The organism is Syntrophotaleaceae bacterium (genome assembly GCA_041390365.1).
Taxonomy (GTDB): domain Bacteria; phylum Desulfobacterota; class Desulfuromonadia; order Desulfuromonadales; family Syntrophotaleaceae; genus JAWKQB01.
Genome location: JAWKQB010000001.1, coordinates 621,680 through 644,111 on the forward strand (window position 1 = coordinate 621,680; position 22,432 = coordinate 644,111).

21 protein-coding genes are annotated in these 22,432 nt (G+C 57.5%); 9 read left to right on the forward strand and 12 right to left on the reverse strand.

Annotation, left to right across the window (positions count from 1 at the left end; translation table 11 throughout):
* Positions 1 to 23 precede the first annotated feature (23 nt).
* The 3 genes from R2940_02965 to R2940_02975 form a co-directional block, all read right to left on the reverse strand.
* A complete protein-coding gene (locus R2940_02965; GenBank protein MEZ4598733.1) occupies positions 24 to 845 on the reverse strand; it encodes a methyltransferase domain-containing protein in 822 nt (273 codons plus the stop codon).
* Between the two features lie 421 nt (positions 846 to 1,266).
* A complete protein-coding gene (gene purT, locus R2940_02970; protein MEZ4598734.1) occupies positions 1,267 to 2,445 on the reverse strand; it encodes a formate-dependent phosphoribosylglycinamide formyltransferase in 1,179 nt (392 codons plus the stop codon).
* A gap of 238 nt (positions 2,446 to 2,683) precedes the next feature.
* The gene (locus R2940_02975; GenBank protein ID MEZ4598735.1) at positions 2,684 to 3,889 is read right to left on the reverse strand and encodes a PP2C family protein-serine/threonine phosphatase; all 1,206 of its coding nucleotides are present in this window, start codon (positions 3,887 to 3,889) and stop codon (positions 2,684 to 2,686) included.
* A gap of 202 nt (positions 3,890 to 4,091) precedes the next feature.
* Here R2940_02975 and R2940_02980 point away from each other — a divergent pair, with 202 nt between their 5' ends.
* The 5 genes from R2940_02980 to R2940_03000 all read left to right on the forward strand — a co-directional run bounded on the left by R2940_02980 (position 4,092) and on the right by R2940_03000 (position 9,600).
* Positions 4,092 to 4,925: a TlyA family RNA methyltransferase gene (locus tag R2940_02980; GenBank protein MEZ4598736.1), complete on the forward strand. Its 834-nt coding sequence runs from the start codon at positions 4,092 to 4,094 to the stop codon at positions 4,923 to 4,925.
* Complete coding sequence (locus tag R2940_02985) at positions 4,922 to 5,731, forward strand: SAM-dependent methyltransferase (GenBank protein MEZ4598737.1); 810 nt, start codon at positions 4,922 to 4,924, stop codon at positions 5,729 to 5,731. The genes R2940_02980 and R2940_02985 overlap by 4 nt, the downstream gene beginning before the upstream one ends.
* Before the next feature lie 203 nt (positions 5,732 to 5,934).
* Positions 5,935 to 7,065 carry a DNA repair exonuclease gene (locus R2940_02990; protein MEZ4598738.1) on the forward strand — a complete coding sequence of 377 codons (1,131 nt, stop codon included), beginning with the start codon at positions 5,935 to 5,937 and terminating at the stop codon, positions 7,063 to 7,065.
* Complete coding sequence (locus R2940_02995; protein MEZ4598739.1) at positions 7,062 to 9,278, forward strand: AAA family ATPase; 2,217 nt, start codon at positions 7,062 to 7,064, stop codon at positions 9,276 to 9,278. The genes R2940_02990 and R2940_02995 overlap by 4 nt, the downstream gene beginning before the upstream one ends.
* Positions 9,253 to 9,600: a histidine triad nucleotide-binding protein gene (locus tag R2940_03000; protein MEZ4598740.1), complete on the forward strand. Its 348-nt coding sequence runs from the start codon at positions 9,253 to 9,255 to the stop codon at positions 9,598 to 9,600. The genes R2940_02995 and R2940_03000 overlap by 26 nt, the downstream gene beginning before the upstream one ends.
* A gap of 6 nt (positions 9,601 to 9,606) precedes the next feature.
* Here the strand turns inward: R2940_03000 and R2940_03005 are convergent, their stop codons facing one another.
* A complete protein-coding gene (locus R2940_03005) occupies positions 9,607 to 9,990 on the reverse strand; it encodes a TraR/DksA C4-type zinc finger protein (protein ID MEZ4598741.1) in 384 nt (127 codons plus the stop codon).
* Positions 9,991 to 10,304: 314 nt separating this feature from the next.
* Here R2940_03005 and R2940_03010 point away from each other — a divergent pair, with 314 nt between their 5' ends.
* Positions 10,305 to 11,717, forward strand: a complete 1,413-nt coding sequence (locus R2940_03010) for an HD domain-containing protein (protein MEZ4598742.1) — start codon at positions 10,305 to 10,307, stop codon at positions 11,715 to 11,717.
* Positions 11,718 to 11,727: 10 nt separating this feature from the next.
* Here the strand turns inward: R2940_03010 and R2940_03015 are convergent, their stop codons facing one another.
* Positions 11,728 to 12,699, reverse strand: a complete 972-nt coding sequence (locus R2940_03015) for a glucosaminidase domain-containing protein (protein MEZ4598743.1) — start codon at positions 12,697 to 12,699, stop codon at positions 11,728 to 11,730.
* A 125-nt stretch (positions 12,700 to 12,824) separates the two neighbouring features.
* Here R2940_03015 and R2940_03020 point away from each other — a divergent pair, with 125 nt between their 5' ends.
* Positions 12,825 to 13,241 carry a secondary thiamine-phosphate synthase enzyme YjbQ gene (locus R2940_03020; GenBank protein MEZ4598744.1) on the forward strand — a complete coding sequence of 139 codons (417 nt, stop codon included), beginning with the start codon at positions 12,825 to 12,827 and terminating at the stop codon, positions 13,239 to 13,241.
* Here the strand turns inward: R2940_03020 and R2940_03025 are convergent.
* From R2940_03025 to R2940_03035, 3 genes are all read right to left on the reverse strand, one after another.
* Positions 13,228 to 13,734: a lytic transglycosylase domain-containing protein gene (locus tag R2940_03025; protein MEZ4598745.1), complete on the reverse strand. Its 507-nt coding sequence runs from the start codon at positions 13,732 to 13,734 to the stop codon at positions 13,228 to 13,230. The two genes, R2940_03020 and R2940_03025, sit on opposite strands and share 14 nt — an antisense overlap.
* Positions 13,735 to 13,761: 27 nt before the next feature.
* On the reverse strand, positions 13,762 to 14,574 hold the full coding sequence (locus R2940_03030) for a class I SAM-dependent methyltransferase (protein ID MEZ4598746.1): 813 nt from the start codon (positions 14,572 to 14,574) through the stop codon (positions 13,762 to 13,764).
* A 197-nt stretch (positions 14,575 to 14,771) separates the two neighbouring features.
* On the reverse strand, positions 14,772 to 15,431 hold the full coding sequence (locus tag R2940_03035; protein ID MEZ4598747.1) for a hypothetical protein: 660 nt from the start codon (positions 15,429 to 15,431) through the stop codon (positions 14,772 to 14,774).
* Between the two features lie 222 nt (positions 15,432 to 15,653).
* Between R2940_03035 and R2940_03040 the strand changes: the two genes are divergently transcribed.
* Complete coding sequence (locus R2940_03040; protein MEZ4598748.1) at positions 15,654 to 16,847, forward strand: class I SAM-dependent rRNA methyltransferase; 1,194 nt, start codon at positions 15,654 to 15,656, stop codon at positions 16,845 to 16,847.
* A gap of 140 nt (positions 16,848 to 16,987) precedes the next feature.
* On the opposite strand, the gene R2940_03045 is transcribed toward R2940_03040, so the two are convergent.
* From R2940_03045 to R2940_03060, 4 genes are all read right to left on the reverse strand, one after another.
* Positions 16,988 to 17,512 (reverse strand): peptidylprolyl isomerase, encoded by a 525-nt coding sequence (locus R2940_03045; protein MEZ4598749.1) that lies wholly within the window; start codon positions 17,510 to 17,512, stop codon positions 16,988 to 16,990.
* A gap of 176 nt (positions 17,513 to 17,688) precedes the next feature.
* Positions 17,689 to 19,122, reverse strand: a complete 1,434-nt coding sequence (locus tag R2940_03050) for a nicotinate phosphoribosyltransferase (GenBank protein ID MEZ4598750.1) — start codon at positions 19,120 to 19,122, stop codon at positions 17,689 to 17,691.
* Positions 19,123 to 19,180: 58 nt separating this feature from the next.
* Complete coding sequence (gene ybaK / locus R2940_03055) at positions 19,181 to 19,669, reverse strand: Cys-tRNA(Pro) deacylase (protein ID MEZ4598751.1); 489 nt, start codon at positions 19,667 to 19,669, stop codon at positions 19,181 to 19,183.
* A 124-nt stretch (positions 19,670 to 19,793) separates the two neighbouring features.
* Positions 19,794 to 20,600 (reverse strand): rhomboid family intramembrane serine protease, encoded by an 807-nt coding sequence (locus tag R2940_03060; protein ID MEZ4598752.1) that lies wholly within the window; start codon positions 20,598 to 20,600, stop codon positions 19,794 to 19,796.
* A 158-nt stretch (positions 20,601 to 20,758) separates the two neighbouring features.
* On the opposite strand from R2940_03060, the gene R2940_03065 reads away from it, so the two are divergent.
* Positions 20,759 to 22,123: an NAD-dependent succinate-semialdehyde dehydrogenase gene (locus tag R2940_03065; GenBank protein MEZ4598753.1), complete on the forward strand. Its 1,365-nt coding sequence runs from the start codon at positions 20,759 to 20,761 to the stop codon at positions 22,121 to 22,123.
* The last annotated feature ends 309 nt before the right edge of the window (positions 22,124 to 22,432 follow it).

Consider the following 22,432-nt stretch of genomic DNA (forward strand, 5'->3'; position numbering starts at 1 on the left):
TGAATTCGAATTCCAAAGCCCTTCTAGAATCGCTTTCCGGGTGAGTCCCACGACATGACGGCCCAGCGGACTGTGCGCGGCGACCGGTGCTGCCAGCGTCCTTCCCGGCACTCATAATTTCGCGCGACGTATTGCTGTAAAGCGGTTTTCTCGCTGGGCAGGAGATTTCCCAGTTTGTTTCCAGCTGCGGCGGTTGCGGATTCCAGGTCGGAAAAGCTCCTGTCCTCGACATAGGAAATAAAAGAGATGCTGGCGTGCAGGCCCAGTTGATACAGCAGATTGTAGACGTAGATGTAGTCCGCTCCCCGGCGGCAGGGCCGGCCGATAGCCTGGAACAGATCCGGATCGAAGGGGCCGTCGCCGGCGGGCACCGAGATGTAGGCGCGATGCAGGGCGAACCGGTTGAGAGTTTCTATGGCGTGGCGAAGGTCGGGGACGATCACCGAGCGTGAGGCGATGACCACCTCGTGGGGCGTGATGTTCCGCTCCTGCCAATCATCAGTCCAGGAAGCTCGGACCGGATGGATGTTCGTGATTCCCTGCTGCCGGCAGATGGACTGCAGGCGATCGAGCATTGCCGCAGAGATGTCAAGAGCGGTGACTCCTGCGACACGTGCGGCAAGGGGAAGGGCAAGTGCGCCGGTACCGCAACCGACATCGAGGACCCGCCAGTCGGGTTGCAGTGACAGCAGCTGCAGGAACTGTTCGATATAGGGACCCTGGCTTTCCGGTCGGGAAAAGCCGGCGGCCCGACGGTCCCAGTATTCCTTAACCTGTTGCGCATCGAAGGGCCGGGCGAGGTGCTCCTGCCAGACCTTGTTCCAATCAATGGTGCGGATATCCATGCTCAATTCACCGACGGGGCAGAGTTGCTCGGGAAAGAAAAGGCAATCGGTAATACCGAATGATTTCCCGGCCCGGATTGTTCGAAATTCTCCAGTCTTTTGTGAACAATCCGGGGCCGGTAGCGACCGAAATCATGCGGGTTTCGTTGGGTCCGTACATTGCCGGAGGACGAAATAGGCGCAGAATTGGGGTGGCGCGCAGGGCGTGACACGATCGTGTCAAATTAGGCACGATAATGACATGACAGGCATGATCGTGTCAAAGAAAATTTACAAATGCTATTTGACAGCTGTCCGAGGGATAGGTCGGGAAGGCGGAAAGGTGTTCAACTGTTTGTTGTAAAAAAGAAAACCGCACCAAGGGCCGGTTGGGAAAAGGCTTGGTGCGGTTTATTTATCGGTACTGCTTGACAGGAAAATGTCAGACTGGTTTCACTTTGATCGCTTTGGCAGCATCCATGGCCCGTTCCCGGGCCTGTTCCAGCGTTTCCCCGACGGCCAGCGCGACCCCCATGCGGCGGCCGGGACGGGCATCGGGCTTGCCGAAAAGACGCACTTTGGTGCCGGGTCCGGCCAGGGCCTGTTCGAGACCTTCGAACACTACCTCCTCGGCCTGTTCCGCCGCCAGCACCACATAGGAGGCGCCGGGCGCGAGCAGTTCTATCTCCGGGACAGGCAGGCCGAGAATCGCCCGCACATGGAGTTCGAACTCGGACATGTTCTGGGACACCATGGTCACCATGCCGGTGTCGTGGGGGCGGGGAGAGACCTCGCTGAAATAGACCTGATCCCCCTTGATGAAGAATTCAACACCGAAGATGCCGCGGCCGCCGAGAGCGCCGGTCACCGCCTCTGCCTGGCGTTTGGCTTCCTCCAGGGCTGCCGGCGACATGGGCATCGGCTGCCACGATTCCTGGTAGTCGCCGCCTTTCTGGATATGGCCGATGGGCGGGCAGAAGCTGGTGCCGCCGGCGTGGCGCACGGTCAGCAGGGTGATTTCATAGTCGAAGGGGATGAATTCCTCGATGATGACCTTGTCGGCCGTCCCCCGGGAACCGGCCCGCGCATAGTCCCAGGCCTTGTCGATGCCGGCCTGGTCGTGGACGGTGCTCTGGCCTTTGCCCGAGGAGCTCATGATCGGTTTGACCACGCAGGGCAAACCGATGCGGGCAACCCCTCCACGGAACTCCTCCAGAGTGGAGGCAAACAGATAGCCGGCCGTCGGCAGTTTCAGCTCTTCGGCGGCCAGGCGGCGAATCCCCTCGCGGTTCATGGTTAGATTGGCCGCCCTCGCCGTGGGGATGACGGTAAAGCCCTCTTTTTCCAGGTCGAGCAGACAGGCGGTGTGGATCGCCTCGATTTCCGGGACGATGAAATCGGGCTTTTCCTGGCGGATAATCGATTCAATCCTTTCCCGGTCCAACATGTTGGCCACATGGCTGCGATGAGCAACCTGCATGGCCGGGGCATCGGCGTAGCGGTCGACGGCGATAACCTCGATGCCGAAACGCTGGGCTTCGATGACCACTTCCTTGCCCAGTTCACCACAGCCGAGCAGCAGGATGCGGGTGGCGGTTTTTTTCAATGGAGTTCCGATCATTTTATCCTCCGGGTAATGAAGTCTTTTTGTAAAGGTAATCGTACTCGTTGTCGTACTCGTAATCCTGATCGATCCTCGAGTACGATTACGATTACGAGTACGTCGACAACGACCACTGACAACAAGTGGAGATTGCGCCTGCTAATGGCAGGAAACAAACATAAAAACCCGGATTTTGTCAACAAATTTGACTTGATGAAGGGTGGTTTACCGAATGTGTCGAACCGATGACAGTGTGTCAATTGGTCCGCAGATCGTCTTCTCCCAGAAATTCGATCCCCAGCATGGTGACGTCATCCCGGATTGGAGCCCCCTGGCCGAAATCGCACAGAGACTCGATCACCTTGTCGCAGCAGGCTTCCACCGACAGCTTGCGCAAACTTTCCAGTTTGCGATAAAGGCGTTTCTGCCCGAACTGGTTCCCCTTCCCGTCGCTATGCTCGATGATCCCATCCGAATAGAGGTAGAGGCGGTCGCCCGGTTGAAGCAGAATGTTTCCCGTCTCGAACGGACCCGAGCAGCCGGTTCCGATGATGGAGCCGCCGGCGCCGAGAATTTCGCTCGAACCGTTCCGGCGCGTCAGCAGCGGACTGGGATGGCCGGCATTACTGTAGCGAACCATCCCGGTCCGGGTGTTGATCAGGGCATAGCTGATAGTGAAAATTTTGCCGAAACGGTCATAGGGATATTCCTTTTCCAGTTGCTGCAGGACCTCTCCCGGAGACAGGAGGCGAAAATAGGGTGGGTCGGCGATCGGCTGTTTGATGATCCGGCCGAAAAAGGGGGAGAGGCTCTGGTAGACGGCAACGGTCACCATGGCTGAAGAGATGCCGTGGCCGCTGACGTCGAGCAGATAGGTCATGACTGTGTCGTCGGCAACCCTCATGATGTTAAACAGGTCTCCGCCCACCTTTTCGCAGGGGAGGAAACGCCAGGCAAAATGCAGGTTGGGCAGATCGGGAATGTCCCCGGGCAGCAGCGATTTCTGAATGTCCGCGGCCGAGCGCTGGTAGGCTTCGAGTTCCTTCTGTTTTTCGAGCAGCGCCCTGTTCGCCATCTCCGCTTCATAAGTCAGGCGGCGGATGGTCAGTTGGGAGGCGATCTTGAACAAAACCTCCCGGCGGTCGACCGGCTCCAGGATCATATCGTCCGCCCAGGGAGCAAGAGGTGCAATCCCCGCTGGTTGCCTCCGTCCGGAGGAAAAAAGCAGGCAGCTCACCTTGTTCCGTTGAACATTGTGACTCAGTTCCGACCAGTCCTGAGGAGAATTCTGCAGGGCCAGGTCGGTGTCGAGCAGGAGCAGGTCGGGCAGTTCCTGCAGAAGGCGGCCTGTATCTGGCAGGTTGGCAGCCTTGAGGACCAGATAACCTTCATCCCGTAGAAAGTTGTAGAGGAGGCAGGAGGTTTCGGTCTCTTGTTGGGCCAGCAAAATTTTTTCAGGCATGACATTCCGTTTATGAAAGAGCCACCAAAGATATCAGTTGATTTGTTCTCAGGGAAAAATTCTGCAATTTACAGGCCCACTTCGTCCGGATCTGGTCCGGATGTGAGTCTGTTTTCATCACAAAATCCATAAGTTACATATATTATTGGGTAAATGCCGGCAAATCCGGATCCTTGCTCGAGTCCGGGCAAAACGGTTGCCCGTGAAAATACCCTGTGCTACCCTGTGGGCCTGTCAATTTCTGTTCTTTCCAGCCACACTCGTGTCTCTGCGCTATATGAAAAAAAAGGAACGGCTCGACAAGCTGATGGTGGAGCGTGGCCTGGTACCATCCCGCGAACGGGCCCGCAGTCTGATTCTCGCCGGCAAGGTGCTGGTTGAAGAGCAGGTGGTGGACAAGGCGGGAACTGCCGTGGAAGAGGACCGCGACATTCGCCTGAAAGGCGAAGATATCCCCTACGTTTCCCGTGGCGGCCTGAAACTTGAAAAAGCCCTGGATGTCTTCGGGGTTGCGGTGGCAGGCAGGACTGCAATCGATGTCGGGGCCTCCACCGGTGGTTTTACCGACTGTCTTTTGCAGCGCGGAGTTGTCAGGATTTTTGCCGTGGATGTGGGCTACGGACAACTGGCCTGGAAACTTCGCCAGGACCCCCGTGTTGTCAACCTGGAGCGGACCAACATCCGCCATCTGACCGCGGAGCGGTTGCCCGAACGGCCCTCTCTGGCCGTCATCGATGCTTCCTTTATTTCTCTGGACAAGGTTCTGCCGCCCACTCTGACTCTGCTGACCGATGAGGCGGACATCATCGCACTGATAAAGCCGCAGTTCGAGGTCGGCCGCGGAGAGGTGGGCAAGGGAGGCGTGGTGCGGGATGCCGAAAAGCACGAGGCCGTGCTGCAGCGTATCCGGAATCTGGCGGCAGATTTGGGATGCAGGGTTCTCGGCGAAACCGAAAGTCCGATTCTGGGGCCCAAAGGCAACCGGGAGTTTCTGATCTGGCTCAAAGTCCTGCCTTCTGAGAGGGAGCCGTCTTGAACAAAGTCTGGTTTATCGGTGCAGGGCCGGGGGATCCCGAGCTTCTGACCTTGGCCGGGGCCCGGCGCCTGGAGGGTTGCAAAACGGTTTACGCGTTCCCTCCTTTCGATGAGACTTTCGCCGAGCGGCTGGCCGGCAAGGCGATCTGCAACCCCTACGGCTACCGGTTCTCGGAGCTGGTGCAGATTCTCGAAGGACAGCTGTCAGAAGGGGATGTGGCCTTTCTGGTGCCCGGTGACCTGACATTTTTCTGCCCCTTTCAGGCTCTGGTCGAGGTGTTTGGGAAAAAAGCCGAAGTTCTGCCCGGGGTCGGCACGGTCAATGCCGCCGCGGCAGCGATGAAGCGCACGCTGAACCTCTCCGGCAGCTGCAGCCGCACAGTCATCGTGTCGACCCGCACCCTGGAGGAGGCCGAAGGGGCTCCCCGCCTGGAGGAACTGGCCGGTCCGGGGGTCACCCTGGTGATCTACATGAATCACCACCCCTTGCCGGAGCTGGTCGCCCGACTCCGATCCGGATATGGCTGCAACGTTCCGATCGCCCTGGTGCACCGCCTCGGTTTTCCCGGCGAGCAACTGGTGCGGGGTCATCTCGACGATATCGAGGCCGAGGCCAAAAAGTACGACTTTTTTTCCGAACCCGGGGGGAAGGGACGATCTGCCCTGACTCTGGTGATCGTCGGCGAGACCCTGACCGCCCCCGCAGGGAGCGACTGGTGGGATGACAGAAGCCGTGACGTTCGCAAGGTATTGGAGGAAAACCTGCAAGACGGAATGAACAGAGATATTCAGGATATTCAGGATTAAGGTCAAAGGATACTGGTTTCAGGAAGTTATCCTGACTATCCTGTCCATCCCTGTTATATGGTTTTTTTGTTGCGTCATTGCGTTAATAAAAGAGTCTGGTTTAATTTTTCCATCCTGTTCATTGGAACGATCGTTGTCAGGTTTTTGAACTTCCAACCCCGATTTCGATCCCGATTTCGATTGTTTTTTTACAGGTATCAATCATGATACGCATTCTGCACACCGCCGATCTCCATCTCGATGCCCCCTTTCCGGGGCTGGGCTGTCGCGCGGCGCGACGGCAGATCGATTTCCTTGAAACCTTCGAACGGATCATCACCGCCGCCATCAAGAACGAAGTCCACCTGTTGGCGATTGCCGGCGACCTGTTCGATCATCCCCGGCCCTCTCCTTTAGCTCTGGGCAAGGTGCAGGCCGGCCTGAAAAGGCTGGCCGATCGGGGTATCCGCACGGTACTGCTGCCCGGCACTCACGACAATTTGGTCGCCGGTTCCTCGGTCTATCGGCAGGCGGAGTTTCCGGGGGCCGTGCTCCTCGATCAGCCGGTGCAGGCGGCACCTGTGGAACTCACCCTGGCCGGCCATCCGGTTTTCCTTTATGGGTTCGCCTATCGCAACTTTGCCTCGCAAAACGCTTTGGACGGAATGCAGCGCCGCTCGGAAGAGGGGCTGCACATCGGCTTGCTGCACGGGTCCCGGGAGGGCAGTCCCGAGTGGAACCATCGGAAAAAGGATCTGCCTTTTTCCATGTCCATGCTGAAAGGGTGGGACCTGGATTATGTCGCTCTTGGCCATTACCATGGATTTGAGATTCTGCAGGAGGAGGGCCGGATTTTCGGTTGCTATCCCGGTTCGCCCGAGGGCAAGAGGTTTGGCGAGAACGGACCCCGCCACTGTGCCCTGGTGACCGTGGATCCGAGAACGGCCAGGGTCGAACCGATTGCGGTGAACCATCGGTTTCTCGAAGAGAAAGAACTGGACCTGACCGGGTGTACGGCAATGAGCGAGGCCGTGGAAAAAATCCTCCCTCTGGCAAACCCGAATCTGCTGCTCCGTCTGACCATGACCGGCACCGTCGAGATCCCCCTCGATCTCGCGGCCCTGGAGAGCCGCTGTGAGGGAGATTTCTTCTATCTGGAACTGAGGGACCGCACCCGTCTTTTCGACAGCGCCTTTGTCCGGCAGATCGAAAAGGAGGAAACAGTCCGGGGTGTTTTTGTACGCCGCACCCGGGAATTGATGGCCCGGGCCGACGGCGAGCAGCGGTTGATTCTCGACGAGGCGTTCCGAGAAGTTTTGGCGCGTTTCAAGGTCTTTGCGGGAGGAGATTCATGATCCTGCGCACTGTCGAACTGAAGCATTTCGGCAAGTTCTCCGAACGTGCCTTCGATTTCCGCCGGGGCATGAATCTGGTCGTGGGACCGAATGAATCGGGCAAATCGACCTTGATGGAAGCAATTCCGGCGGTTCTGTTCGGTCTGCGGGACAAGGATCGCTTCAAACCCTGGGGGCGCCAGGGCAACAGCGAAGCCGCTCTCGCCCTGGAGAACGGCGGCCGCACCCTTCGCATCGAGAGAAATATCCTGACCGATCAGGTGACCCTGGTGGAGCGGGACGATCTCTACCAGGTGCTTTATCAGTTCGAAGGCAAGGCCGCGCCGCAGGGTCGCTCCTCCGAGCGAAAGGAGTATTACGATCAGCTTTCCAGGCTGTTCGCCGTGGCCGAGGAGAGCATCTTTCGAGCCAGCCTCTTTGTCGGCCAGGGGGCCCTGGAACTGGCGGATCGCGGTCTGGCTTCGCGGCTCAAGACTCTGCTTTCCGGCTTTCTCGAAGTCGACTATGACAGGGTACTCGAATCTTTGGAGGAGGATTATTTCGCCATCACCCGGAAAAATCCCTGGGGCAAGGACAAGACCAGGGATCGGGAGCTGGACGAAGTGTTCGAACGGATCGAACATCTGCAGCAGCGCTGGATTGCCGCCCAGGAGGGGATTCGGGAGCTTGAATCGATCCGCAAAGCCATTCGCGAACTGCAGGATTCCATCGAGACCGACCGCAGGGAGCGGGAAAAGGGCGAGCGGTACCTCGACCGGGTTCGCAAGCATTGGCAGCTGAAGGAAAAGGAGGGCGGCCTGCGCCGGGATTTCGTTCGCATCGATCGGGAAGCCGGCAAGGTCGGGGATCTGGAACAGCGGCGGCAGGAGCTTGAAAGCGAACTCTCCAAGACCGGTCTGCCCTTTGAGATGCCGCCTGAACTTCCGGTCCTGCTGACGGAAGCGGAAGAGACCCGCAAGGAAATGGTCGGTCTGCAGAGCGAAACCAATGCCCTGCAGGAGGAGTTGCGAAAACAGAAAAATCCTCCGACCAAAGCACCACTGCTGATTTCCCTCGCTGTCCTGACGGTCTGCCTGCTGGCGGCCTTGCTGACCGACGGGCTGGCGGTGCTGGCCTGGTCCCTTTTCAGTGCTGCGGTGCTCGGAATCTGGGGACATTATTTCTGGCGATTCAACCAGAAACGCACCGAACGCAGCCGTCTGCAGGGACAGAACCAGATTCTCGAACGGCGACGCGATGAGGCCCGCCAGCGGTTGGAGCGGCTGAAAGAACGTTTCGAAGCCTCCGGTCTCTCCCCCTCGCCGGTGGAGCTGGTCCGCATGCAGAAAAACCTGGCGCGGCATCAGCAGCTGCTGGAGAAGTACCGGGAAGTGGTCAGCGCCCTCGGGGTACTGGAAAAATCGGAACAGCTCGGCGAAGAAAGGGCCCACGTGACCCGGGAACTGGCCGTGCTGGATGAGCGGATGGAGCGGGAACGGCCCCTGGCCGATGACGGCATGCTGCCCCCCGAGGAACTTCCCGAGGCCGAGGAGAAACTGCAGGCCCTGGAGGAAAGCATCCGCCGTCGGGAAAAGGAGCTGGTGGAGTTCAGTCGCCGGGAAGCGGCCCTGGAAGGGGAGCTTGGCGATCTGCAGCAGATTGAGGATGAGGGGGAGAGCCTCAAGGAGCGGGAAATTCTTTTGTGCCGGCGGCGGGATTCACTGGCGGCGGCGATCGAACTGCTGTCCGGATCGGTTGAGGAGTTTCGCAGCAACTATCTGAACCGTTTTGCCGAGGAGGTTGGGAACCGGTTGGGGATGGTGACCGGCGGGCGATATCGGAAGGTCCGCCTCGACGACGATTTTTCCCTCCAGGTTCAGGTCCGGGAGAGGGAATGGCGGCCAATAGAACAGTTCAGCCGAGGCACGAACGATGCCGCCTATTTCGCTGTTCGGCTGGCCCTGACCAGTCACCTCAGCCAGGGGCTGAATCTCCCGCTGCTTCTGGATGACCCCCTGGTCAACCAGGACCAGGAACGGCTCGGGGAAACCCTCAAGGTTTTGGAGAGACTGAGCAGCGAACATCAGATCATCCTGTTCAGTCATGACGATCGGCTGCTGAAAAAGGCGGCTCGCGAACGCTGGCATGTGGTCACTCTGAATGATCAGCCGAATGTGACGTTTCCGGCTGCCCAGGAAAGGAAGGAAGATGCTCAACAACTGTCTTTTCTGTAAGATCATCGCCGGGGAGATACCCGGCAAGCTGGTTTACCAGGATGATCGAATTGTCGCCCTGCAGGACATCGCGCCGCAGGCTCCGCATCACTATCTGCTCATCCCCCGCAAGCATCTGGCCACCACCCTCGATTTGGGCGAAGAGGACAAGGATCTTGTCGGGCATATTTTCCTGGTGGCGGCCAGACTCGCAGAAGAGATGGGCTTTTCCGACCAGGGATTCAGGGTCGTCAATAACTGCAACGAAGGGGCGGGTCAAACCGTCTGGCATATTCATTTCCATCTGCTGGGCGGGCGCGCCTTCCATTGGCCCCCCGGTTAGCCCGGTCTACAATTTTCCTTTTTCCGGAGGAGCTTTTTTCGCCTGCTCCCTTTCCAGCTCCTCCTTGCAATCCACACAGTACCGGGCATGAGGGCGGATCTCCAGGCGCTCTGTCGCGATCGGTTCCCCGCAACTCTGGCATAAGCCGTACTCGCCGTTTTCGATGCGGTCCAGTGCTTCATCGATTCGCATGATTTCCTCACGCGTGCTTTCGCTGAGCAGGTGAAGTGTGTCCTGCAGGATATCGGTCAGGCTCATGTCTCCCACGTCGGGCACTCCCTGGTCGATAAGGGCGGCCGCCGCCGCGCTTCTGTCCCGGAATTCGGTCAAAAGTTCCTCCCGGCGTGCCAGAAGGTGCTTTTTGATTTCGGCGATTTTGTTTTCCCTCATTTCTGCTCCTCGCAGTCAGTGGTTACAGCCGAGAAAAAACGGCCGCAAAGGCGAATGGCGATCCTATTTACAGCTTATGTCCGTGCCGGAATCATGTCAATTGACCCAGCTGGTGCCCCATGCGGCTCCTGATGACGATAATGGCAAAGGGCCCCTGGTTTGCCGCAGGTGCCAGTCAAAACATCCTCGGCTTCAATCGTTTTAAAAACAGCCTTGCCGGGCATCCTTTTCTTGTCTAAGATGAAACTTCCACCACCAAATTTGATCGAGGTTTTATGTATCTGCCGGCAGGCGATGAAAAAAAAGAACGGCGAATGATCAATGAGATCATGGAATTGCTGGTCACCCATTACGGTGGTGGTCTGAGCGAAGAGGCTCTGGACGAGGGCATAACAACCCTGCACCGGGCCATTGAAATGGCCCGCAATGCCCATGCCGGACAATACCGCAAATCGGGTGAGCCTTATTTTTTCCATCCATTGAGGGTTGCCCATATGGCGGCGCGCCATTGGATGGACTTCGCCTCGATCATTGCCTGCCTGCTCCACGACGTGGTCGAGGACACACCGGTCACCCTGGCGGAGGTCGAGTCGCTGTTCGGGGAAGAGGTGGCTTTGCTGGTCAACGGCTTGACCAAGGTGAGCGGGGGGGAACTCAGCCGTGAAACCCTCAAGGCGGAAACCTACCGCAAGCAGCTGCTTCTGGCCATCGAGGACGTCAGGGTTTTGTGCCTGAAATTCTGGGACCGTATGGACAATCTTGAAACCATCAAGGCTCTCGACCCCGAAAAACAGGCCCTGATCGCTGAAGAAACCAAGTCGGTTTATGTCCCACTGGCCCGCCATCTCGGGATGGGGAACGTGGCCGTCAATCTGGAGGCCCTGTCGCTGCGTATCCTCTATCCCGGCCGGGCCGATCGCTATCAGAGAACCATCAATGCCCTCAGATCAGAGGTGGAAACCAGTCTTCGCAAGGTCCGCTCCGCCGTTTCGCAGGCCTTCGAACACCACAAACTGCCGGCCACTCTCAAGGATCGCTGGCGTCCCTTCTCGGTGGCGGCGGCCCGGGCCATGAGCCGCGGTCTGCCCACCCTGTATACCCTGGAGATTCAGGTCGACCGCACCATGGAGGCCTACCTGGCTCTGGGCGTGCTGCACAGCCTCTATCATCCGATTCCCGGAAAACTGCGCGATCATCTCACCGTCCCGTCCCAGTTCGGCTATCAGTCCCTGAAAACATCGGTGCAGGCCGGGGAGCTTCGGCTGCGGGTTGAGATCACCACCCGCAAGCTGGCGCGATTCAACGAATCCGGTGTACTGACCCCGGGCTTCGAATTTCGCCGGGACAATTTTCAGGAGCTGATGCGCTCCCTGCTCGAGGGGGAATCCGCCATAGACCCCGAGAGTTTGCGGCTGGCTTCGGCCTCCATTCAGGTCTACACTCCCGAGGGGGATATCTGCACTCTGCCGGAGGGAAGCAGCGCCCTCGACTTCGCCTTTGCGATTCACGAAAAGGTCGGGTTGTATGCCTGGCGGGCGCGCATCAACGGGCAGACGCGGCAGCTCAAATCCCGTCTTCTGGACGGTGACCAGGTCGAGATTGAGCGGAGTTCCACCCCGACCGTACTGCCCAAATGGCTCGACTGGGCGGTCACCCCGCGGGCAAGAAATCAGATCCGGAAGTTTTTGCGGGTCAAGGTCAAGGAAGAGATTGTGACTGCGGACTGAAGGGGTTCAATCAGTTTGTCGCGGCGAGCAGGTGGTGGAAATTGCGTTCGGCGGGGAGAAGGCCGACGGAGGGGGCGGGTTTCTGCAGACGGACCGAGGCCAGCCGTGCCAGATCGTTGCCCCGGATCATGGAGCGGATCTCCCGGACGTAATCGTCGCGGCGGGTGGAGTAGAGTCGAAGTCCTGCGGCCAGATCGATGCCGCGCAACCCCATTCCCTTATCGCGCAGCATGGCCCGCAATTCGCGCAGTGAGCCGTAGGCCCGGTGGGAGTTGAGATTTTTCATGTAAGCACGGACCGAGTCATAAAGAGTGGGGAATCGCTGCACTTCGTGGGTCTCGCCTGCGGAGCGGTCCAAAGGAACCATCCCGGTCCCCGAGGCGTAGGTCCATAGCCCGAAGAGGTTATTTCCTTCCAGCGCAAAGCGGGACGTCCCGTAAGCCGATTCGTTGGCGGCCTGAGCCAGAACCATGGAGGGCGGCAGCACATCGAGCCTTTTCAGCAGGTTCCGGCGGGCGAGGGGATCGAGCAGGGGATTGCCCTGAACGTTGTATTCCCGGCTGCTGTTCAGCAGGCTGCGGTGCTGGGCCGCAGTGAGGGACAGGCCCGCGTCATAATGATCCAGGGCGGTTATCACTTCCTGTCGCTGATGACGGATCTCCTCGTTGACCATCAGCACCATGGGCAGCAGGGAGAGGTAAAACAGCCGTTTCTTTTCCTTGACCTCCCTCAGTTCCTGAAAATCGGGAGGCAAAGTCGCCATGATGAAGGGCGGCACTCCCTGATCCAGGTTGTCCCAGTGGTAGCGGTTGCCCGCCATGAAGGTCCTCAAGTCATGGCAAGTGGCAGGGGCGATGATCGGAACCGACGAGTAGGAAAATTCCGATTCCCTGGAAGCCGTTGACGACCCCTGCCTGCACCCTCCCGCCACCAGGGCGGCCAGTGCGAACATCGGGCCTATTTTCAGTATCAGATTCTTCATCCTCGCCTTTCAAGATACAGGAGCAACCCGCTCGAAAGTACCTTAAGATATAACAGTTGGCGGCCTTAATGCAAGTTTTGAGGTTAAGTGTTTGATATTAAAGAAAAAAATCTTCGGAGGAGCGTATGAAAAGCTATCGCAAGGAGCTCTGGTTCAACCTGCCTCAACGCAGAGGGTTCATCAACATAACCCCGGAAGTGGAGCTCTGTCTGAAGGAGAGCGGAGTGCGGGAAGGTCTCGTGCTCTGCAATGCGATGCACATCACGGCCTCGGTGTTTATCAACGACGACGAATCGGGCCTGCACCAGGATTTCGACCGCTGGCTGGAAAGACTCGCGCCGCACGAACCGGTCTCCGGTTATCGTCACAATGTCGGCGAAGACAACGCCGACGGCCACATGAAGCGGCAGATCATGGGGCGGGAGGTGGTGGTGGCGATTACCGAGGGCAAACTCGATTTCGGTCCCTGGGAGCAGATCTTTTATGGCGAGTTCGACGGGCGGAGGAAAAAGCGGGTGCTGGTGAAGATTATCGGGGAGTGATGGAGGCGGACGTTTTTATCTCAACTGGCTGCAAATCTGTAGACATCCCTCTCTCCGCGAGGGCCTGTTTCAGGGCTTTGAGCACCTTGCCGGCATAGACGCTCCGTTTTCCGCTGTCCATGGCGTTGTAGCAGCCGATCCCCTCTTCGGTCAGACCGTAGCGCTGCAGGCAGTCGGCCAGCACCCAGGCCCCGACCTTGACGTTGTAGCATGGGTCGCCGAGGGCGGCCCAGCGCTTCAGTCCGAGGTGCCGGGCCCAGGAGGAGTTGATCTGCATAACGCCGAAATCGTAGGAGCCGTTGCTGTTGTAGTTGATGGCGGCGGGGTCGAACTGGGATTCAACCTTGGCGATGGCCCAGAGCAGTTCGGGGGAAATATGGTACTCCCGTCCGGCTTCTTCGAAGCAGAAGGCGCAGCTCAGCCGTGAGGCGAAAAGCACCAGCAGGAGCAGAATTAAGGGCAAGGCCGTTTTGAGCAGGCGGGCAGGGGGCATGAGGGCTCTCCGTCGCCGATGCGCAACTTAACTTTTTTCGCTGGGGGGTGCAGCCTTTTTTTCCGGACGACTGGCGTAGATCATTATCTTGACGTCGGTGAAATTTTCCACTTCTCCCGCAAAGGTTTCCACCTCGAAGTGGTCCTGTACCTTGCTTCCGGCCTCGATGAACAACTTGTTCAGTTCCTGCACTCCGATGCGATTCAAGCCGGCCCGTCTTGCCCATTCGTGGAAATCATGGGTTTTTCTCAACTCTTTTGTTTCATGAAGGATAAAGCCTGCTTCGTTGACCATGGTTTCCCACTCCTGTCGAGTATAGGCGCGGTGGTGGGTCGGGTCACGGAGTTTTTCATAGGTTTCCTGGAATTCCGCGATTTCGGGGTCGTCGGAAAGCATGGTATCGATGATCACCATGCGCCCGCCACGACGGAGAACTCTGTGGAATTCCTGCAGTGCCCTGGGCAGGTCGGGGAAGTGGTGCGGAGCTATACGGCAGGTCAACAGGGTGAAGGCACCGGCCGGAAACGGCAGGTCTTCGGCATCGGCCTCGCGGAAGGTGACGTTCTCGACACCACCCTCTTCACTGATGAACTCCTGGGCTTTTTTCAGCATTTGCATCGCCAGGTCCGAAGCCACGACGCTTCTCACCATGGGAGCGAAGTAAAGGGCGGTATGCCCTCCGCCGCAGGCCACATCCAGTAGAATATCGTCACCGGTCGGTTTGAGCAGCCGGGCGGCTTCGGCCAGGTCGTCGCTGGAGGCGAATCCGGGGCTTTTCACATAGCCCTCAGCGGTGCGACTGAACTGTTCCCTGACCTTGTCTTTGAAGTTTTTCGGCATCAAATTCTCCTGAGATTCTTGCTCCCGGCGGCCCTGTTCATGAAGCCTCGGGCTGAAGCCATTATACCATTCCGTACCGGTGTTGTTGGATCCATTAAAAGCCCTGTGTCGGCGAACATTATCATGAACAAAAAGGTTTGGGAAGTCCTGGAATGCGCTATTTTACACTGGATGTTTTTGCCCCTGCATGGCGGATTCTAACCCACCTCGGAATCATCCAGGGAAGTCGCCTGGACCCGGTCTTCGAGCCTCGATATCAGCTCGGCGATGGACTCACGACAGGGCCCGGCCAGGTCTTCCAGAGATTCAAGGCATCCGGCCAGACGCCGCGCCGCGGACAGGGCCGATCTGCAGGCTTGAAGATATTCAGCCGCCGGGTCGTTGGCATTTGCCCTGGACATTTCCTTGAATTGCCTGCGGACGGCGGGATGGCTGCGCTCCTCCTCAAGGACGGCCCGGCGCAACTCGGCATATTGCTCCCCTGAAAAATCCTCCTCTTCCCTCGCCTGACGGAGCAGGTCGATGGTCCTGTAATCGGGCAGGGGTTTCAGCTCCTTTCGACGGGAGAGAAGTTCGGGCTCTTCCTTGGCCAGGTACTGGAAGGCGCGGGTCAGTTTTTGAGCCGTCGGCTGTTTGATATGGATTTCCCGGGCGCAGTAATCCTGAAAACTGTCGTAACCCCATTGCCGATACAGGTTGTTGCGGCTGACCTGAAGCAGCTCTTCCCCCAATTCCACCCATGAGGATTTGAATCGGCGGGCGACGTCCAGGACCCGATAGCGATCCGAGGAAGGATCCAGCTGCTGCATGATCATTTCGATATGGCGTTCGGCGCCGGATTGAGGCTGATCAGTCACGTATTGTCTCCGAAAAATAGTCCGACCGTGGACCCCGAAAGGTTTGACCTGTGCGGGCGTTGGTTTTTGCTCCGGCTCCCGGGGAGGAGGAACGGTTCTCTGACACCTCTGAGGAGGTTCCGCAGATCCTTTTGACTTGGCGGAAAATGACCGGACGGTTACAATGGCCCCCGCCGGTTGGCCTTACAAGCTGATTGTTTCCTGTCCACATAGGATAGCGTTATGAAAAAAGATATGTTTCAAATAGGCCCTCAGACCCTTCAAATGCTGGAGCTTGGTCACCCATGGGTGATCGCAGACCGTTACACCAAAACCTGGCCTTCGGGTCGTCCCGGGGACCTTGTCGAACTGCGCGACGCCGGCGGGCAGATGGTGGCCACAGCTCTGCTCGATCCCAAGGATCGGATTGTCGCCCGGGTGCTGGAGCGTGGTCCCATGAATTTTGGTGGAGCATGGCTGGCTGAGAAGATCCAGCGGGCGCTGAATCTGCGCACCAGGACCTTGGACCTGGACCGAACCAGCGCTTATCGCCTGGTCAATGCCGAAGGCGACGGTCTTCCCGGTCTGACCGTTGATCGCTACGAAAATCACCTGATGGTGCAATTTTTCTGCCGGTCCTGGCAACCCCACCTGACCATGATCGCCGATACTCTGGACAAGCTTCTGAAGCCCCGCGGAATTTATGTCAAGCACCGTCCCCAGCAGACCCGGGAATTGGCCGACGAGGGGAAGCGTTGCAGCCGCCTGTTGACGGGGCGGGGTGCGCCGGGTCGACTCCAGGTGATGGAAAACGGACTTAATTTCCTGGTTGAACTCGAAACCGGTCTGAACACCGGGCTGTTCTGTGATCAACGAAACAATCGCCGGGATCTTATGGGGCGGATCCGGGGCGGTTCAGTCCTGAATCTTTTCTCCTACACAGGCGCCTTTTCCGTGGCCGCCGCAGCGGGGGCCGCCCGGGTGACCAGTGTGGATGCTTCGGCAGGCTATCTGGATTGGGCCCGGGAAAATTTTGCGGCTAACCGACTGAACCCCAAGCGCCATGAATTTATTCTCGGCGACTGTTTTACTGTCCTGGAAGAACTGGTCCGCAAAAAAGACCGGTTCGATCTGGTCATCATGGACCCGCCTTCCTTTTCTACCGTCGGCAAAAGCCGGTTCACCACAACGGGAGGAACGGCCGAATTGGTGACCCTGGCCCTCGATTTGCTGCCGGCCGGAGGGCTGCTGGTCACCTCTTCCAATCACCAGAAGGTCGATTGGGCGGATTACCTCAAGGAGTTGCGTCGAGGCGCTCTGCGCGCCGGCTGCGACTTGCGGATTCTCGCCACCTCCGGACAGGGGGAGGACTTTCCCTATAGTGTAACGTTCCCGGAAGGGCGTTATCTTAAATTCGTTATCGGCATGAAAGGTTGACAGAAGCCGATTCTGGTTTGCGGTTTTGCAAAATCGAAATCGCTATCGAAATCGAAATCGGGTGTTGGCCTTTTTGCATAAAACCAGGCTTCAAAGTCAAGGCCCGGATTCGATCCCGATTTCGATTGAAATCCTCGCCCTCATCCCTTTTCGTCCACAATCCTACTTTTTTCGATAACGACCGGCTCCACCGGTACGTTTTCATGGTAACCGCGACGGCCGGTGGACACCTTGGCAATGGCATCGACCGTATCCATGCCATCGATCACTTTACCGAAAACCGCATAACCATAGCCGGCAGCCGTTTCAGACTGATGGTCAAGAAAGTGGTTGTCGGTCAGGTTGATGAAGAACTGGCTGGTGGCGCTGTCGACCACCTGGGTGCGCGCCATGGCGATGGTGCCGCGCAGGTTTTTCAGGCCGTTGTTCGCTTCGTTTCGAATCGGCTCGTGGGACGGTTTTTGCGACATATCGGCGGTCATGCCGCCGCCTTGGATCATGAAGCCGGGAATAACGCGGTGAAAAATGGTCCCGTCGAAAAACCCTTCCTGAACATAGCGCAAAAAGTTTTCGGATGATCCGGGGGCGTTGACAGGGTCGAGTTCGATGGTGATGTCCCCATATGATGTTTTTAGATGAACCACGGGGGCTTTTTCGGTTGTCATTGTTTGCTCCTTGGTTGGGGCCCGGAATCGGCTGGTTATGGTATGGAACATCGGGCTATATCATGTCCTCTGTCAATTTTCAAGGGTATGGTTAGGCGTAGGGGCAGGTCTCAGACCTGCCCTTTGGTAAGAATCTCGGTGGGTCCTGGTGCGGGTCTGAGACCCGCACCCTACGGCTAATCCTCAAGGTAAGGTTCCATCAACCGGTTGCGTAGGGCGTTCAGACCCGGGCTGATGGAGACCTTGTAGGTGTGGGGATTGATCAATCGCAGAGTACCGTTGGGCATTCGCTGCAGCTGATCCCGGCAACGGTCGGCCATGGTTTCAAGACTTTCTGTGGGCAGGGTGGGTTTGCCGTTTTCCATGACCACTTTTCGTATGTCCTCGAAGGTGACGTCTTTGGGCAGGCTTTTGTGCCGAGAAGGGTTGGTGGGATCGTAGACGGTATCGGCCGGGGAAAGGGTCTCGTCTTCGAGGCAGATGATATCGATGGAAAATTGTCCATCGGGCTCCATGGCGCGCAGAAGCCGTTTGTGATCCGGCAGGGTTGCTTTGGCAATGTCGCTGGTGACCTTGAACTTCGGCTGGTCTTCGCAACGCACCAGCTTGTAGACGCCGCCAAGGGCTCCTCCTCCCGGGCCCCCCGCCGTGGCCAGTTGGGTCCCGACCCCGTAGATGTCGATGCAGCCACCTTCTTCCCGGATGGATTGGATGACATATTCGTCCAGATCGCTGGAGGCGACGATTTTAACCTCCGGAAATCCCGCCTCATCCAGCATATTCCTAGCTTCTTTCGACAGGTAGGCCAAGTCCCCGCTGTCGAGGCGCACCCCGAGGAGTTCATGATTTCTGTTCCTTAATTCCCTGGCCACGGTGATGGCGTTCGGAATGCCGCTCTGCAGAGTGTCGTAGGTGTCCACCAGCAGGATGCAGCTATCGGGAAAGGCTTCGGCATAGGCTCGGAAAGCCTCCAGTTCCTCGTCGAAAGCCATGACCCAGCTGTGGGCGTGGGTGCCTTTGACCGGGATACCGTAAACTTGACCGGCCAGGGTGTTGCTGGTACTGCGGGCCCCTCCAATAAAGGCCGCCCGGGCTTCGCTCAACCCCCCGTCGGGCCCATGAGCGCGGCGAAGGCCGAATTCGATCACCGTGCCTTTTTCCCCGGCTGACAGTACGATGCGCGCCGCCTTGGTCGCGATGAGGGTCTGAAAATTGACCATATTCAGCAGCGCGGTTTCAACCAGTTGAGCTTCGGCAAGAGGCGCTTCCACGGTTACCAGCGGTTCGTTGGCGAAAACTACGGTGCCCTCGGCGGGAGCGACGATTTTGCCCGAAAAGCGAAAGGACTCCAGGTAATCAAGGAAACCGTGGGTAAAAATATTCAAAGCTTTCAGATAGTCCAGATCTTCCCGGCTGAAACGAAGTTTTTCAAGATAGGCAAGCGCGTTGGCCAAACCGGCAAAAACCGCATAACCGCCCTTAAAAGGGTTTTTCCGGAAGAAAAGATCGAATACGGCCTGCTTTTCATGCATGCCGTTTTTCCAGTATCCGGCCAACATGGTGAGCTCGTAAAGATCGGTTAAAAGCGGTGAATAGCGATAATCCGACATGCTGCCTCCGGTGGAATCGATTTGATTCCAGTATACAGGGTGAGGGGCTGAAAAAAGATCAGGGGTCCATGGCTGCTTGGACAAGTGTCGGCTGGAGGACCTGCTGCACATCCTGAGAAGTCATCTCGAGCAGGAAGCCCCGTTTGCCCCCATTGATATAGACGACCGGAAGGGAGAGTATCGATTCTTCCATGTAGACCGGCAGATGTTTGCGGGTGCCGAAGGGCGAGGTGCCTCCGACCAGATAACCGCTATGGCGATTGGCTGCAGCCGGGTCGCAGGGGGTAATCTGTTTCACCCCCATGGCCCGCGCGAGGGATTTGGTGGACACCTGGCGGTCGCCGTGCATCAGGACCACCAGGGGTTCTCCGCGGTCATCCTGCATGATCAGTGTTTTGATAACGGCATGCTCGTCGACATGCAGCTCACGGGCACAGACGGCGGTGCCTCCATGCTCTTCGTAATCGTATAAATGTCCGATAAAATTAATTTTTTTATAACGCAGCAGGCGAACAGCGGGAGTGACGGGGAATTTGTCTTTTGCCATAACGTTATCTTTTAAAATGTTAAAAATTAAAGGCTAAGGTCCGATTTCGATTCCGATTTCGATTTGGATTTTTCGAAATCGGTATCGGTATCGGTATCGGTATCGGATGTTTGCCTTCAAACTTTCAAATAAACCAGTAAACAACCTGCCATCCCAGGCTGCCGATAGTGGCTCCGGCGCAGAGGACGGCCAGGCTCAAAAACAGTTTGGCGCTGGCCTGGCGTCCGCGAAAGCTCATTGGCAGCAGCAGGCCGAAGGCGGCACCGCCGAGCGCTCCGCCAAGATGTCCGGCGTTGTCGGCACCGACCAGCAGGCCGAATATAAAGGCGAAGACCGCCCAGCGAAACATGAAATTGCGCAGCGCCTGGCCCACAGGACCCATGCGGTGAAAATAGGCCACGGCAAAACCGATCAGGCCGAAAATCGATCCCGATGCGCCCACAACCGGTGTTCCTGGGTGCCAGAAAAAACCGAGAAGGGTCGCCGTCAAAGCGGTCAGGGTGTAGAGGGTGATAAAGGGGGGAGTGCCGATCTCCCTTTCGATTAAGGGGCCGACCTGATAGAGTACAAGCATGTTGAAGCCGAGATGGATCAGGCCTGCATGGGTATAGGCGTAGGTCAGGCAGCGCCACCACTGGCCATCATTCAGAACCAGAGGGACCCAGAGTTGGGCGCCGAAGTGAAGCAGCAATTCGATGCGGGGCGCCATCAGGGGGGTGAGGCCCAGACCGGCGGCGGCGCCCTTGAGAATCATCAGGGAAAACCAGATGAGGTTGAGCGCAAGGATGATTTTGGTAGCATTGAGGCTTTCACCTCCGGGAAGAGTTCCCTGCTTGAAAAAAGTTTTCATATTGCGCTCCCAGCGCATGATTCTCCATTGCCAACGGGTACCGTCCAGTCCCAGACGGTCGAAAAACGCCTTCCAGTCCACACAAGATCCTTTCACGAAAATGGGTAGAAATACTATTGCAGAAAAACGAAGCTGGTTCAACTTATGAATCATTCCGTAAGGATGGGGTTGTTATGATAACAGATGATAACGAGGGCTGCCGGTCAGCCCGAGCAAGTACGGCCAGGAAAGGATGAAGCATGCCGATAAGATCGATCAACCCGACAACCGAAAGGATAAATAACCGTTACGAAGAAATTTCCGAGGAAAATATAAAGGAAATTATTAAGAACTGCCATAAAGAGTCAAATGAATGGAAGAAAATCAGTTTGGAAGACCGGGCGATCCTGATGGGCAAAGTGGCCTTTTTGCTTCGCGAAGAAAAGGAGCGTTACTCAAGGTTGATGGCCCAGGAAATGGGGAAGCCGGTCAGTCAGGGGCGGGGTGAAATCGAGAAATGCGCCTGGGTTTGCGAACACTACGCCGAACAGGCTTCCTCCTATTTGCAACCGGAATCCCTGCCCAGCGACGCCTCCCGCTCCTATGTGGCCTTTCGGCCGCTGGGGGTCGTGCTGGCGGTGATGCCCTGGAATTTTCCCTTCTGGCAGGTGTTCCGGTTCGCCGCTCCCGCCCTGATGGCCGGGAACGGAGCGTTACTGAAACATTCCTCCAATGTTCCCGGCTGCGCCCTGGCCATCGAGGATCTGTTCCGGCGGGCCGGTTTTCCAGACCATATTTTTCGCACCCTCATGATCGGATCCGGCTCGGTGGATCAGGTGATCGCAAATCCCCTGGTGCGCGCCGTCACCCTTACCGGAAGCGAGCAGGCCGGGCGCAAGGTGGCTGCGAAAGCGGGGGAGATGCTGAAGAAAACCGTGCTCGAACTGGGCGGCAGCGATCCCTTTGTGGTTCTTCCGGGCGCAGATCTCGGCGAAGCCGCCACCGTGGGTGCTCATTCACGGTGCATCAATGCCGGGCAGAGCTGCATTGCCGCCAAAAGGTTCATCGTTGTCGGGGATATTTACGATGCCTTTGTGGAGCATCTCCGCCGGGCGATGGCTTCGCTGAAAACCGGGAATCCCCTCGACGAGGAGACCGAAGTCGGACCCATGGCCCGGGGAGACCTGCGGGAGGAACTGCATGCCCAGGTTCAGGCCTCGGTGCTGCAAGGTGCAGACCTGATTCTGGGGGGAGTGTTGCCGGAAGGACCGGGATTTTTCTACCCGCCCACTCTCCTGACGGGAGTGCAACCGGGCATGCCGGCCTTCGATGAGGAGCTGTTCGGACCGGTGGCGGCCATGATCCGGGCCCGGGATGTGGAGGACGCTCTGCAGTTGGCCAACCAGACATCCTTTGGCCTGGGCGGTTCCGTCTGGGACAAGGATTCCTTGAGGGCCGAACATCTGGCGGCCCGTATCGAGGCCGGAGCCGTATTTGTCAACGGCATGGTCAAGAGCGATCCCCGCCTGCCTTTTGGCGGGATCAAGGATTCCGGCTACGGCCGGGAATTGTCGGCCTACGGTATTCGGGAGTTCGTGAATATCCAAACGGTGTGGGTAAGGTGAAACGCGTGAGGAGTGAGGACTGCTCCGCTCGTTGTCAATGGAGCGCAAGCGTAACGGTTGTCGGCGTCGTAATCGAAAATGGATCCAATTTCGACAACGATTACGAGAACGACAACGAGGTGGAATGTAACTGATGAACGTGGGAGCTTAAAAACGCGCAGCGAAAGTCGTAAGATGAACGTTACGTTTTTGGTATTAAAAAATTCGGGTTTCAGGGCTTCAATTGACGATATACTTGGTTATACTTTAATGAACTGAGGGATTAACCAGAAAAGGAATCGGCAACAGGATGAGGAGTTTGGTCTGGAA